At 63.6% G+C, this 12,293-nt stretch carries 16 protein-coding genes; 11 read left to right on the top strand and 5 right to left on the bottom strand.

Going from position 1 to position 12,293, the window contains the following annotated elements:
* Positions 1 to 27: 27 nt before the first annotated feature.
* Positions 28 to 1,449: a serine hydrolase domain-containing protein gene (locus GGC65_RS20045; RefSeq protein ID WP_225940928.1), complete on the bottom strand. Its 1,422-nt coding sequence runs from the start codon at positions 1,447 to 1,449 to the stop codon at positions 28 to 30.
* On the opposite strand from GGC65_RS20045, the gene GGC65_RS20040 reads away from it, so the two are divergent.
* From GGC65_RS20040 to GGC65_RS20020, 5 genes are all read left to right on the top strand, one after another.
* Positions 1,366 to 2,091: a hypothetical protein gene (locus GGC65_RS20040; protein ID WP_192648765.1), complete on the top strand. Its 726-nt coding sequence runs from the start codon at positions 1,366 to 1,368 to the stop codon at positions 2,089 to 2,091. The genes GGC65_RS20045 and GGC65_RS20040 overlap by 84 nt on opposite strands.
* A gap of 186 nt (positions 2,092 to 2,277) precedes the next feature.
* On the top strand, positions 2,278 to 2,655 hold the full coding sequence (locus GGC65_RS20035; protein ID WP_192648764.1) for a hypothetical protein: 378 nt from the start codon (positions 2,278 to 2,280) through the stop codon (positions 2,653 to 2,655).
* The gene (locus GGC65_RS20030) at positions 2,655 to 3,152 is read left to right on the top strand and encodes a 5' nucleotidase, NT5C type (protein ID WP_192648763.1); all 498 of its coding nucleotides are present in this window, start codon (positions 2,655 to 2,657) and stop codon (positions 3,150 to 3,152) included. The genes GGC65_RS20035 and GGC65_RS20030 overlap by 1 nt, the downstream gene beginning before the upstream one ends.
* 212 nt (positions 3,153 to 3,364) lie before the next feature.
* The gene (locus GGC65_RS20025; protein ID WP_192649650.1) at positions 3,365 to 3,775 is read left to right on the top strand and encodes a low affinity iron permease family protein; all 411 of its coding nucleotides are present in this window, start codon (positions 3,365 to 3,367) and stop codon (positions 3,773 to 3,775) included.
* Position 3,776: 1 nt separating this feature from the next.
* Positions 3,777 to 4,766, top strand: coding sequence for a YihY/virulence factor BrkB family protein (locus tag GGC65_RS20020; RefSeq protein WP_192648762.1), 990 nt, complete (start codon positions 3,777 to 3,779; stop codon positions 4,764 to 4,766).
* A 95-nt stretch (positions 4,767 to 4,861) separates the two neighbouring features.
* On the opposite strand, the gene GGC65_RS23475 is transcribed toward GGC65_RS20020, so the two are convergent.
* The 3 genes from GGC65_RS23475 to GGC65_RS20010 all read right to left on the bottom strand — a co-directional run bounded on the left by GGC65_RS23475 (position 4,862) and on the right by GGC65_RS20010 (position 5,939).
* A complete protein-coding gene (locus tag GGC65_RS23475) occupies positions 4,862 to 5,293 on the bottom strand; it encodes a thermonuclease family protein (protein WP_225940927.1) in 432 nt (143 codons plus the stop codon).
* Positions 5,294 to 5,404: 111 nt separating this feature from the next.
* Complete coding sequence (locus GGC65_RS20015; protein ID WP_192648761.1) at positions 5,405 to 5,698, bottom strand: hypothetical protein; 294 nt, start codon at positions 5,696 to 5,698, stop codon at positions 5,405 to 5,407.
* A gap of 100 nt (positions 5,699 to 5,798) precedes the next feature.
* On the bottom strand, positions 5,799 to 5,939 hold the full coding sequence (locus GGC65_RS20010) for a hypothetical protein (RefSeq protein ID WP_192648760.1): 141 nt from the start codon (positions 5,937 to 5,939) through the stop codon (positions 5,799 to 5,801).
* 239 nt (positions 5,940 to 6,178) lie between these two features.
* Between GGC65_RS20010 and GGC65_RS20005 the strand changes: the two genes are divergently transcribed.
* From GGC65_RS20005 to GGC65_RS19980, 6 genes are all read left to right on the top strand, one after another.
* Complete coding sequence (locus GGC65_RS20005) at positions 6,179 to 6,478, top strand: hypothetical protein (RefSeq protein WP_192648759.1); 300 nt, start codon at positions 6,179 to 6,181, stop codon at positions 6,476 to 6,478.
* A 158-nt stretch (positions 6,479 to 6,636) separates the two neighbouring features.
* On the top strand, positions 6,637 to 7,200 hold the full coding sequence (gene ahpC / locus GGC65_RS20000) for an alkyl hydroperoxide reductase subunit C (RefSeq protein WP_062185594.1): 564 nt from the start codon (positions 6,637 to 6,639) through the stop codon (positions 7,198 to 7,200).
* Between the two features lie 124 nt (positions 7,201 to 7,324).
* Positions 7,325 to 8,875 carry an alkyl hydroperoxide reductase subunit F gene (gene ahpF, locus GGC65_RS19995; protein ID WP_192649649.1) on the top strand — a complete coding sequence of 517 codons (1,551 nt, stop codon included), beginning with the start codon at positions 7,325 to 7,327 and terminating at the stop codon, positions 8,873 to 8,875.
* 131 nt (positions 8,876 to 9,006) lie between these two features.
* Complete coding sequence (gene pgl / locus GGC65_RS19990; RefSeq protein ID WP_192649648.1) at positions 9,007 to 9,717, top strand: 6-phosphogluconolactonase; 711 nt, start codon at positions 9,007 to 9,009, stop codon at positions 9,715 to 9,717.
* Between the two features lie 709 nt (positions 9,718 to 10,426).
* Positions 10,427 to 10,696, top strand: coding sequence for a hypothetical protein (locus tag GGC65_RS19985; protein WP_192648758.1), 270 nt, complete (start codon positions 10,427 to 10,429; stop codon positions 10,694 to 10,696).
* 292 nt (positions 10,697 to 10,988) lie between these two features.
* Positions 10,989 to 11,429, top strand: a complete 441-nt coding sequence (locus GGC65_RS19980; protein WP_192648757.1) for a hypothetical protein — start codon at positions 10,989 to 10,991, stop codon at positions 11,427 to 11,429.
* Between the two features lie 325 nt (positions 11,430 to 11,754).
* Here the strand turns inward: GGC65_RS19980 and GGC65_RS19975 are convergent, their stop codons facing one another.
* Entirely contained in the window at positions 11,755 to 12,279 is a 525-nt protein-coding gene (locus GGC65_RS19975; protein WP_192648756.1) for a biliverdin-producing heme oxygenase, read from the bottom strand.
* Positions 12,280 to 12,293: the final 14 nt, after the last annotated feature.

Here is a 12,293-nt window from a genome sequence, read left to right as displayed (position 1 = left end):
ATGATCAGCGACGACCGGAGGGCCATGTCACTCAGGACGGAAGCGGGACAGTCGGCCATCGGCCTCGGCGGATGCGAGCCACACCACGGCCTTATGCGCAAAGCCGAGCCGGTATCTGCGCTCGCCATCCGGTCTGACTTCGATCAGTTCAACTGTTTGTAGCTGGCCCATGCCTCGAAGCATCGCGCGAGCAAAGGGCGAGACCAGACTGTCAGCCGCCTTCTTCCCTGACGGTGCGAAGGCGTTTGCGGCCGCGCTGTCGTCGCCGGCAGCGGCCCTGACGACAGCAGCGCGAATATTCGCCGCGATCTCGGGTCGATTGTCCGCGACGATCGGCTCCGGCGGCACGGGCGGCAGGATCATATCCATGATGGCCTCCGCCAGCAGGGGATGTTGCACCTGCTGGTTCGTCAGCGCGATGACCGTGAGCTTGCGGTCCTCGGCGCGCCAGATGTCGGCGAGCGCGGGGCCCCCGCTATGTCCGGCAATTTCGGTGCCCCGATATCGCCGCGCAATCCAGCCCAGTCCGAACGGCGCGCGCTGCCCGTTCGCCAATGTCGCCGGCATTTCGACCTCGCTCAAGCTGTCCGGCCGCAGCAGTCGCCCCTCGTCGATAGCCGCGAACAGCTTGGCCAAGTCGCCGATCGATGAATAAAGTCCTCCCGCACCATAGCCTTGCGGCGCGAAGAAGAAGTCGCTGATCGTAAGCCGGTCGCCTTGCAGGCCATAGATCTGAACGCGGCGCGGCACGATATCGCCGATCCGGACCGTGCCGTCATCGCTCATGTTCGCGAAGCCCGTTTCGCGCAAACCGAGCGGATCGAACAATTCGGAGGTCATCAGCCGCGGCAGGCTATCACCGCCTGCCTTCTCGATCACGGCACGCAGCACGGCAAAATCCGTGAACCCGTAGCGCGCCTCGGTTCCGGGCGCATAGGCCAGCGGATCGGCCATGGCGGTTGCGACAATCTTGTCGAGCTTCGCGTCGCGTGTCGCGCCGAACTGTTCAGCGAGCCCCGAGGTATGATCGGCAAGCTGCCTCACCCGAATGCTCGACCAGCTTGCGGGAGCGTTCGGAAACCACCGCGTCAAGGGATCGTCGAGACGAAGCTTTTTCTGTTCGACGAGCCGCATCAGGAGCAGCCCCGTGAACATTTTCGTGGCTGACGCGAGCTGGAAGCGCGTATCGAGGCCGACCGGCGTGTCCCATTCAATGTTGGCGGTACCATAAGCTGCGATCTTGATGACGCGTCCCTGCTCGACGATCGCCACCGCCGCTCCCGGAATCCGGTTCAACTCCATCTGGCGCCTGACGATCTGGTCGACCTGATCGGAGTTGGCCGCCGCGGACGCAGCAGGCGACCCATGTGCGAGGGCCAGGGCGAACAGAAGAATCCGAAAGCGAAGGATCGAGGCTGTGAAAAGCCGGCTTCCGCTAAAATCTCGCATCAAACCCTCTCCCTCGCCGATCTTGTTCCGAGGGCACTCGAGATGCAGGACGAGCATGCCTCAGACATGAACCTTGAGTTCCCGTCGTCCTACGGCGAGGTCGACCTTTATTCGACGAGCTACCGTCCGGCCCCGGCAGTTCGACGAATAGGCAAGGATCTGGCGCCACGCATCGGTGGTGGATATGGGTCCGATCGCCGAGAGGGAAAGTCCGCCGTCAAAAAAATGGCCGGGTCCCGCCAGGGACCCGGCCAGCGGCGAAGGAGACGCCGTGGGGTATCAGTTATTGCCGCCAGCGTTCTCGTCGCGGCCGCGATTTTCGCCTTCGGCGCGCCGTTCTGCTTCCTGCTGTTCCTGCTGGCGATTGCTGTTGTCGCTGCCCTGCTGGCCGCTGCCTTGTTCGTCCTGCTGTTCCTGACCGCTGCCGCCGGTCCCCGGCTGCTGGCCGCTCCCCTGCTGACCCTGGTTCTGCTGATCCGGATTCAGGTCCTGCTTCTGCTGGCCGCGGTCTTGCTGGATTTGACTGTCGTTCGTTCCGCCCTGCTGGGCCTGCCCGCCGCGGTCCTGCCCGGCGCCGCCCTGCTGCTCACGATCCTTCTGTTCGTCTGCCATGATCAATCTCCTGAGGTGGATGATAAATGAGACGTGCGACCCTGCGGCCTGTTCCGTCCAAAGGGCGGCTGATGCGACGAAAACATCGTCTTCTTAACGTGGGTCATGTTCTTTGCCGGTCCGCGCCGCACACGCGAGCGCTCGCCCCTCCCCGGGGAGCTTTTTCTCGAGGGCCGGGTTGAAAGCAAAGGTGCCGATCCGCACGAGGAGATTGGAATGTCCCGCACCATCACCGGCTGGCGCCTTCCGGCCTCGGAGCGCGACGCCCTGTTAAGGCAGTTCAGGCCGCACTATTCGAAGCTCGTCGCGGATCATGTGACGCTGCGCTTCGGAACCGACGAAGGCACCGCGCTTCCGACCGCGCGGCTCGGCGAGGTCGTGGGCGAAGTCGACGATGGCGAGGGCGTCCATGCGCTCGTCGTGCGCATCGATGGGACGACAGACCGCGGTGATGGCAGCCACTATCACATCACCTGGTCGCTGGGGCCCGGCAGGCAGGCGAAGGAGAGCAACGATGCGATTGCCGCGCGCGGATGGGAGCGCGTTTATCCCCCCATCGGGATCGCGCTCAAGCCCGAGCGATGGAGCCGCTGATGCAGCTTTATCTCGATTGCGACGGCGTGCTCGCCGATTTCGAGCGCGGCGCTGCACAGCTTTTGGGAATGCCGCCGCGCGCCTACGAGCGCAAACATGGCATCTCCGGTTTCTGGCGCGAGATAGCGCGTCATCCCGACTTTTACGGAACGCTGCCGCTGATGCCCGATGCGATGGAATTGTTCGCAGCGGTGCGTCACCTCGTGCCCGTTATCCTGACCGGGCTGCCGCGCGGAAACTGGGCGGCCGCCCAGAAAATCCGTTGGGCGGCCGAGCATTTCCCGGGTACGCAGATCCTCACCGTAATGGCGGTCGACAAGCGCAATCATGCCCAAAAAGGCGACATTCTCGTCGACGACCAGCTGAAGCACACGCATCTCTGGGAGGGTGCGGGCGGCATCTTCGTTCACCACCGCGATGCCGCAAGCACGATCGCGAAGCTGGACGTGCTGATCCCCGATCTGATGCGCGCGAAGGGAGGCTCATCGATCCCGTGAGGCGCCGTTGAAACGGCTGTCTCGACAGGCGAGTTCCCGTTCGTCGCGCCCACACGGCTATTTTTGCCCGGCGAAATCGTCATAACCTAGGTGAATCGCGGCGATTAAGGCGGAACGAGTGCAGCGCGATATTCGTCTCTCGGATACCCCGGGTGCCGACGTGCCCTTCCTCGAACTTTCGGGCGTCGCCGCACCTTATCGCAGAAAGCATGATGGACAGTTTCTTCACGAAGATCGCGAGCCAGTCGGCTCGCATAATGGGTCAGCCGCTCGCTTTCATTATCGCCACGCTGTTCGTTGTCATTTGGGCTGCTTCCGGCCCGTGGATGCAATATTCCGATACCTGGCAGCTGATCATCAACACGGCGACGACCGTCCTTACATTCCTCGCGGTTTTCCTGATTCAGAATAGCCAGAACCGCGACGGAGCCGCCATGCAGGCGAAGCTCGATGAAATTCTCCGTGCGCTCGACAAGGCGCGCGTCGAATTTGTCGGTATCGAGCATCTTACCGACCAGCAGATCGCCGAAATCCGCGCGGCGCTTGAGAAGGATATTGCGGGTAAAGCGGGCAAAGAGGGCACGACCGGGAAGACGGTGGAGACGCTCCTCGATCGCTACTGACATGAAAGGCCGGCTTTCACCGAGCGGGAGCGGCAAGCCTGCGGCGGCGAAGTCCGGACGCCTCGCCGCGAGCCCCTGGCGAATGCCGGCGCCGGCCTGGCGGGCCGTCCTCGTCCGGTGCTTTAAAGAAGCCTCGGCAGACAATCTCGGCCTCATATCGGCGGGTGTCGCCTTCTACGCTTTTCTTGCTGTCGCGCCCCTCCTCGCCGCGACGCTTCTGGCCTATGGCCTCTTCGTCGATCCTTCGATGGTCATCGAACACATCCGGAGGCTCGCGAATTTCCTGCCCGACAGCGTCGCGATCACAATTGGAGACCAGTTGCTGAGGCTTTCCGCAGCGCCCGACGAAGGCAAGGGCTGGGGTCTGATCGCCGCGCTCGCCATCGCACTCTTCGGCGCCCGCAACGGCATTGGCGCGCTGATGACCGCGCTGAATATCGCGTATGAAGAGGAAGAGCGCCGCGGCATCTTCCGTCTCAATGCGCTCGCCATATTGTTGACGCTGGCGGCGATGGCGAGCGCCGGAGCGACCGCGCTTTTGCTCGCCGGTCTTGGCGCGTTGGACGCAGCGCTCGGTCACGGCCATGCGCTTGCGACAAAATTCCTTCAGATCGCCGCGCACGCTGTGCTCGGCCTGGTCGGTGCCGCAGCGGCAGCATTTCTGTACCGATATGGCCCCTGCCGCCGCAAGGCGAAATGGGTTTGGCTCACTCCCGGTTCGCTGCTCGCCGCGCTGGCCTGGCTGGCGCTGGCGTCAGGCTTTGGCGCCTATGCCCGGTCCATTGCACATTTCGACGCGACATATGGATCTCTCGGAGCGGTCGCGGCCATCCTGACCTGGATTTACCTCGCCAGCTATGCCCTGCTCCTCGGCGCCGAGCTCAATTCCGAACTTGAGCATCAGACGGAGATCGATTCCACGCGAGGCGCGCCGAAACCGCGCGGAACGCGGGGCGCATGGGTTGCCGACCATGTCGCGGGCGAGCCATAAAACTGCGCATTCATCGCGGCGACAAAACGGCGGGAAACCGGACAAGCGTTGGTTACCGCCGGAAGCGGTCTCCCTCTTATGCTCCGGCAATCCCGTCACTCGCAGCGGTGCCTGCCCCAGTAACGGTCCCAGCGCGCAGCATATCCGTCCCGGACCATTGCGCAGGAGATGTCGCCGGACTTCGGCGAGACACAGAATGCGGCGGTGCGATTGCCGCCAGCCGCGCCAACCGATCGGCACCGCATCGTCGAACCTTTCACCGCAATGTGCCCGGTCGAGCGGATACCGGCGCGCTCCCCCAGCAGCGATACGAGGTGGTCGCGCGCTGCAAACGCGTCGGCAGCGGGGCATGGATGTCCGGGGCGGCAACTTCCATCCGTCTCGCGAGCCGCAATTCCCGATAATCGGACACGCGGCCCCTCCGCGCACCAGACCGGTCCGTCGCCGTCCCACACCGCAGTGGGTGTGCATTCAAACGATTGGCCCGCGGGCACGACGGTTGCCATCAAAATCGACACAAGGATCATCTCTGGTTTCCAGTTTCTTCAGTCGAAGCTCGCAGCCGGCAACCGCTTCGATCTACGCCGAAGCGAACGGACCGAAGCGCGCGCAGCGTGGGCTCATTTGTTTGATGACCGTTATGGAGCGGATACCGGCCGCGCGGTGAAGCCCAGATAGCTGCAGGGAGTAATCGACCCCAGCTTTCGCACGGACTGAAGCAATCGATGAAGCCGTTTGTTCACCGCCACATGTTTTGGATCGACGCCATAGCCGCGCCATTCAGCGTCCGAGAGACGCGCGAGATCGACACCGGCGGTCCCAAGGTCGTTATATCGCTCGGTCAGCGCCTGTAGCTCGGCCGCCGCCACGCCTTGCTCCTCAAGTAGGGCTTCCACCTGCATGCAGGCACGATCGACCGTCTCCTGCGTCACTCCGCGCCCGACAATGCTGAACCCGCGAAAACTTCTCGCCCGCACTTCCACCTGTTACCCCCGATTCGGATTTCAAAGGCGCATTGTTCCGCTAATGTTCTCATTTGGCAAGTGTCAGTGCTGCAGCGCTGAGCGGCCTCACCAAAGCGCGTTCATGTTCGGCAAAAAAAAACGCGAACAAGTCGGCAGATTTCGGGAATGCCAGCTTTTCCGCGACCGGCGTACCGGCGAGGTTAGCCATGAATGTGGCTTGAAGCGAACCTATCAAGGCGGCTGCCGCGGGCAATCACATAGATTAGCCGTTTTCCGGAAATCTCCTGAGCCCGGGGCGCGATCTTTCGACTTCGGGTGGGGCTAGGCCATTGCGCGATCACAAGAGTTCATGATGCGTAATGCGGATCATCCTCGCTGTAAGTTGGCAGATGCGGACGCGCACCGAACATGATAGAAGCAGCATCGGACTGCATAACGGCCCCGAGGTTGATTGTGACAGACGATTGGCAAGTGGATGACCTGGCGCTTTGTATCAGCCGGCACGAGCGCTATCCGCCCGAGGTTCGCCCGGGCGCTATCTTCACTGTGCGAACAGTCATCGCCGACATGCCTGACCTCGTCGGCGGGCAATCAGGCGCTGCGCTAAACTTTCGCGACGTCCCTGACCTCGGGCCGCGCGCCGCCTACTGCGCGCGCCGGTTCCGAAAGATCACCCCCCTTGCACCCGACCGATTCGACGCAGAGGTTATTGACCTGCTCGCAGGCGCAAAGAGCATCTGCTCCTAATCTCGGTCTCCCCGAACAGACTTTCAGTCCCCAGTCTCCTTGATCGATTTAACCGATAAGTGTGCCCGGAAAATTGGAGTTGAGTGCACGCGCCAGTCCGCATAGCTGGCGCCCTGCAAATCATTTTGCAGTGCAGCAAACAAAGGAAACACTCTCCCATGGGTATCATCGGAAGCTCGATCAAGCCGTTCAACGCCACCTCGTACTACCAAGGCAAGTTCGTCCCCGTGACGGACGCCGATACCAAGGGCAAGTGGGCGGTTTTCTTCTTCTATCCGGCCGACTTCACTTTCGTCTGCCCGACGGAGCTCGAAGACCTTGCCGACCAATATGCCACGCTTCAGGGCCTGGGCGTCGAAGTCTATTCGGTGTCGACCGACACGCATTTCAGCCACAAGGCATGGCATGACAGCTCGCCGGCGATCGGCAAGATCAACTATCACATGCTGGGCGACCAGAACCACGTCCTCGCCAACAATTTCGGCGTGCTGCGTGAAGATTCGGGCCTCGCCGACCGCGCGACCTTCGTCGTCGATCCCGACGGCGTGATCCAGGTGATGGAAATCACCAGCGAAGGCGTCGGCCGCAACGCCGAAGAACTGGTCCGCAAGATCAAAGCCGCGGTCTATGTCCGCGCCAACCCCGGCCAGGTCTGCCCGGCGAAGTGGGAAGAGGGCGCCGAAACGCTCGCTCCCTCGATCGAACTCGTCGGCAAGATCTAAGCCGATTTGCGAGGACCGGGCGGGCAGCGCTCGCCCGGTCTTAGCTTCTTCAAAAAACACAAGATTCTGACGCCGCTCCCAGCGGCGAACCCCTGCTCCTGTCCGAAAGGCTCTCCCCATGCCGATGCTCGACGCCAATACGACCGCCCAGCTCAAGACCTATCTCGGCAATCTCCGCCGCCCGATCGAGCTGGTCGCGAGCCTCGACGCCTCGCCCAAGTCGACCGAGATGCGCAGCCTTGTCGAAGAAGTCGCGGCGCAGTCGGACCTCGTCACCGCGCGGTTCGACGGCGACGACGCCCGCCGCCCATCCTTCGCGATCCGCGCCGATGAAGGCCGCGCCGAAGCCGTGTTCGCGGGCCTCCCGATGGGGCATGAATTCACCTCGCTTATCCTCGCGCTGCTCCATGTTGGTGGGCATCCGCCGAAGGAAGAGGCCGAACTGCTCGACGCGGTGCGCGCCCTCGAAGGCGATTTCGTCTTCGAAACCTTCTTCTCGCTGTCATGCCAGAATTGCCCCGACGTCGTGCAGGCGCTCAACATCATGGCCGCGCTCAATCCGAACATCCGCCACACCGCGATCGACGGCGCGCTGTTTCAGGACGAGGTCGAGCGCCGCAAGGTCATGGCGGTTCCGGCGGTATTCTTGAACGGCGAACCCTTCGGGCAAGGCCGCATGGACCTCGCACAGATTGTCGCCAAGCTCGACAGCGGCTCTGTCGCGCGCGCCGCCGAAAAGATCGCCGCAAAGGAGCCGTTCGACGTGCTCGTCGTCGGCGGTGGGCCCGGCGGCGCCGCTGCGGCGATCTATGCCGCACGCAAAGGCATCCGCACCGGCGTCGTCGCCGAACGCTTCGGCGGGCAGGTGCTCGACACGCTGGGGATCGAGAATTTCATCTCGGTCCAGCACACCGAAGGACCGAAGCTCGCCGCGCAGCTGGAAGCGCATGTGAAGGATTATGACGTTGACGTCATGAATGTGCAGGAAGCCGCCGAATTGATCCCCGGTGGCGCCAACGGCCTACACGAAGTGAAGCTGAAGAGCGGCGCAAGCGTGAAGGGCAAGACAGTGATCCTGTCGACCGGCGCGCGCTGGCGCCAGATGGGCGTCCCCGGCGAAGCCGAATATCGCAACAAGGGCGTCGCCTATTGTCCGCACTGCGACGGCCCTCTGTTCAAGGGCAAACGCGTCGCGGTGATCGGCGGCGGCAATTCGGGCGTCGAGGCGGCGATCGACTTGGCCGGCCTCGTCGCGCATGTGACTTTGATCGAGTTCGACAGTCAGCTTCGTGCCGACGCGGTGCTCCAGACCAAGCTGCGCAGCCTGTCCAATGTCACGATCATCACCTCGGCGCTCACCACCGAAGTCCTCGGCAATGGCGAGAAGGTCGTGGGCCTGCGCTATCGCGACCGTAATAAGGACGAGGAGCATCTTGTCGAACTGGAAGGCATCTTCGTCCAGATCGGTCTGATCCCGAACACCGAATGGCTGGGCAGCGCAGTCGCGCTGAGCGACCGCGGCGAGATCGAGGTCGATGCGCGCGGCGCGACCAGCCAGCCAGGCATCTTCGCCGCGGGCGACGTGACGACCGTGCCCTATAAGCAGATCGTCATCGCGATGGGCGAAGGATCGAAGGCCGGGCTTTCGGCATTCGACCATCTCATCCGTTCGTAGACTTCGCTACCTTGCCGCGAAGTGGGCCCTTCGGACGCGTAAAGTTGGGCGGCGAAGCGATTAGGAAGGCTCGTGGAACAGCCCCGCGCATGCCCTCGCAAGCCGCTCATTGCCAATCAAAGGAAATATATGTGAGCGACGAAGTCGAATGGTGGGAATATGATACTGCGGCGGAAATGGCGGCAGCCGTTGCCGGTGATATCGGCTTCATCATAGAAAGCGCCATCGATGCGCGCGGCGCCGCCGTCATCGCACTTGCCGGGGGAAAAACCCCGATCCCGATCTACGAAAAGCTTTCATCGGCGAAACTGGACTGGCGGCGCGTGACCATCGTTCCCGGAGACGAGCGCATCGTCCCGCTCGGCGACGCGCTCAGCAACGTAACCGCCCTTGCGAAGTATTTCCTGCCGAAGGGCGCGCGAGTTATCCCGGTCGTGCCGAACGCCATTGCCGACTATAAGTCGGCGGGACGCTCGGCCGATGCCCTGATGCAGGACCTGCACTGGCCGCTCGACCTCTGCCTTCTGGGCGTCGGCCGTGACGGGCATGCTGCTTCGATATTTCCGGGCCCCGATTTCGACGAAGCCGTCAACGGACCCAAGGAACGGCGCGCGTTAGGCGTGATGCCCGATCCGTTGCCCTCCGAGGCACCGGTGGCGCGCGTCACACTCAGCCTGGCCGCGATCACGTCGGCACGCGCATTGGTCATTGCCGTGACCGGCGACGAGAAGCGCGCGGTGATCGAGACTGCGATCAGGCAGGGCCCGGCCTCTTCTCTTCCGGTCGGGCGGGTGTTGGCCGGCACGGAGCTCCCCGTCGACATTCACTGGGCACCAGCGTGAACAGGCCTCCCTGCGGCGCGGCTTGCGAGCGCGCAGGCAGGGAGCCCTGACGACGCGCGGCCGGCGCGGCGAAAGCGTGCAGAAGAAGGGGACATGGGAGGCCCTGAAAAGTTCCCTGCTCGACGACGCTATCGTCTTTTAGCTCAGGGCGCTGCTCGGCGCGGCGGTGCTCGAGGCGAACCCGGAGTTCGCCGATAGCGGCAGTTTCGGGGAGAGGTGCCGACGAACTGCGCGCTTAAACATTCGAATTTCTCGCCGTCGTGCGCGGCATGAGCAATTCCAGCGGTCGATCCATGCTCTTTTGTCTCCTGGAAGCTGCGGGCGGGAGGCCCGTTAAAACGATGGGAGAGCGGGAGAAACCGAACGGATATCCGCAAACAGATAGGATGCCCGCTCTCATCGGCCTCATCCGGGCCGCCGGCACGGCGACGGGCGCAGGCAACAAACTGCGGCGATCTTCAATCCGCGCGCGCGATGAAGGAATTTTCGAGCCGCCACCCGTATTCGCCAAGAAATCGCCCCGTCGGGCTGCTTTCTGCACGATAAGCCAACCTGCATCAGTATTCCAAGGAGAGACGAGGGTGTAGGCTAGGAAGCCCTAAACAGGCACCGCCCCGCCCTGCAGCCATGGCACCACGCAATTTTGGCAAACGCGTCACCTGCCATTGGCCGCACGATTGATCGGGCCGTGTTCCTCGGGAGAATGAAAATGTACCCGCAAACCGAATCCGGCGTCCTCCGCTGTGCCAGCAGCCTCCGTCAGCGATATGCCGACGCCGCCGCCACCGTCGTCGAGCGTCAGATCGGCTGGTCCAGTGAGCGCGGCGCGGACCATGAGGTCGATTTCTGGTCAGCCGTCATGGAAAGGCTGAACGAGACGCCCGTGAAGATATCCCGGATCCACGTCCTGCGATCCGAGCGCGGTGCCGCGCGCGACACCAGGTCGGGGCCCCGCATCGCCCGGCCCGCACCGACCTGAATTGCCGCTGCCGGAGCGCGTCGTTGCCGCGTCCCTCACCTACGCCCGGGGGTCGCGTGCCGATCCGTGAGCCATTCTCCGGCAAGTGCGCGCCGGGCCCTCCCGAGGGATACCGCCCTGCTGCGCGAGTGCCGCATGGAACCGGCCGCGTGACACGCCGAAGACGCTGTCGAGGAAGCTGTCTCCGAACGTCTCGTTTTCCTCGCAGCGCCAGCGCAACCATCGCCGCGCGGGCGCGTTGGTCGGCAGCTGAAGCCGCAATCAACGAACGACCGGCGTGGGGACACAGAATATGGCAAATCTCGATCGCGTGCAGCAGAGCCGGATGGCAGCTCCCATCCCGGCGGCGCCGCCGATGCAGCGAATGAATGAGCGTGCTGCCCGGATCGCCGACTGGGTCATGGAGAATATTCCCTGGACCGTCGCTGTACCGGAATGGCCGGACTTTCACGATCGCTGGCCGCTGCTGAGCCGCGCGGACCTCGCCGAGGTCGAGGAAGAACTCTGCCGGCGCGGCGCCGCTCTCGACACTCCCGGCGCCGACCTTGACGCCGTAGCGGAGACGCTGACAGGCCGGCCGACCTACTATACGGCAGCTGCCGACTGGTTGACGCTCAATCCTACCACCAGCATTTCCGACCCCGAATTCGTTCGTCTCTTTGGCAGACTTTCGCGCGCCGAGCTGATCCTGGCCGCGATCGAGCACAAGCGCCGCGTCCTGCGGCGTCTCTGAGCGTGGCCGCCCGCGGCCGGGCAGTCCTTCACTGTTCGAAGGTCAGGTCTTCAAAGCCGTGCTAAACTGCCATCGCGGCGGAGGCCGAATAGCCTGGCTTCTCCGGTCGAAATGCGGACCAGGCCTGAGAAGCCACCTGCGCCGAGACCACCGACGCAGACAAGCCGGCCGCCGTGATCGCTAAGCTGAGGGTAAAGGGGAGCCGCCCGGCTCCCCTTCCTCGCACATGGGTGCGGCAAACCACAGATCTCCGCGGGTCCCGTGCTGCGCTATCAACACGTGTAACAGACGCAAGTTCCGCATCGGCGAGAGTCGCCGTCTTCGCTCATGCGGCGGCGGTCCCCGGATCGACGTGAAGCCGGCCGGCCAGTTCGAACAAGCCGAAAACGCGCCGCGCGGTCTCGATCGCGGCAGCGAGCTTTTCGGACGAATCCAGCATCGCGTCCATCAAGACCAGCAAGGCTTGCCAGGATGCAGAGCACATGCCCCCCAAAAACTCTGACGGCAGGTGCGGGGGTACCGAACGCTTCAGCAAGGCGCCCCCGAGGCGCGATCCCTCGAGCACATAGAGCGCGCCGATCGCCTGTGCCGGCGTGGCGAGCCACGGACGACCGACGGGAGCGGGCGGTGCGAAGCCAAGGCCGGCAAGGTCGGCCACGAGCAGAGCGCCGCGTCTGCGCGACGGCCAGTCGGCAAAAAGGCTGGCAGCGCCGGCGTCTTCGAGCGCCTCCTCCACAGGCAGAAGTGCAGCAGCCTGCGCGCGCAGAAAGTCAGCATATGAGGAAAGCTCGCCGAGGTCAGCCGCGGAGAAGACCGTGTCGACACGTCGATGACAGTCGGCCGTGGCCAAGCGCAATTGTGCGC

Origin of the sequence: Sphingopyxis sp. OAS728 (assembly GCF_014873485.1) — a bacterium.
GTDB lineage: Bacteria > Pseudomonadota > Alphaproteobacteria > Sphingomonadales > Sphingomonadaceae > Sphingopyxis.
The sequence above is the reverse complement of the archived record's forward strand: the minus strand, read 5'-3'. Positions and strand labels throughout refer to the sequence as shown.

What these genes read in the sequence shown, in the direction of transcription:
- GGC65_RS20025 (WP_192649650.1), top strand. Translation starts at nt 3,365, where the DNA reads ATGGACAGTTTCTTCACGAAGATCGCGAGCCAGTCGGCTCGCATAATG.
- GGC65_RS20020 (WP_192648762.1), top strand. Translation starts at nt 3,777, where the DNA reads ATGAAAGGCCGGCTTTCACCGAGCGGGAGCGGCAAGCCTGCGGCGGCG.
- GGC65_RS19985 (WP_192648758.1), top strand. Translation starts at nt 10,427, where the DNA reads ATGTACCCGCAAACCGAATCCGGCGTCCTCCGCTGTGCCAGCAGCCTC.
- GGC65_RS23475 (WP_225940927.1), bottom strand. Translation starts at nt 5,293, where the DNA reads ATGATCCTTGTGTCGATTTTGATGGCAACCGTCGTGCCCGCGGGCCAA.
- ahpC (WP_062185594.1), top strand. Translation starts at nt 6,637, where the DNA reads ATGGGTATCATCGGAAGCTCGATCAAGCCGTTCAACGCCACCTCGTAC.
- GGC65_RS20035 (WP_192648764.1), top strand. Translation starts at nt 2,278, where the DNA reads ATGTCCCGCACCATCACCGGCTGGCGCCTTCCGGCCTCGGAGCGCGAC.
- GGC65_RS20030 (WP_192648763.1), top strand. Translation starts at nt 2,655, where the DNA reads ATGCAGCTTTATCTCGATTGCGACGGCGTGCTCGCCGATTTCGAGCGC.
- GGC65_RS20010 (WP_192648760.1), bottom strand. Translation starts at nt 5,939, where the DNA reads ATGGCTAACCTCGCCGGTACGCCGGTCGCGGAAAAGCTGGCATTCCCG.
- GGC65_RS19980 (WP_192648757.1), top strand. Translation starts at nt 10,989, where the DNA reads ATGGCAAATCTCGATCGCGTGCAGCAGAGCCGGATGGCAGCTCCCATC.
- GGC65_RS20045 (WP_225940928.1), bottom strand. Translation starts at nt 1,449, where the DNA reads ATGCGAGATTTTAGCGGAAGCCGGCTTTTCACAGCCTCGATCCTTCGC.
- ahpF (WP_192649649.1), top strand. Translation starts at nt 7,325, where the DNA reads ATGCTCGACGCCAATACGACCGCCCAGCTCAAGACCTATCTCGGCAAT.
- GGC65_RS20040 (WP_192648765.1), top strand. Translation starts at nt 1,366, where the DNA reads ATGTGCGAGGGCCAGGGCGAACAGAAGAATCCGAAAGCGAAGGATCGA.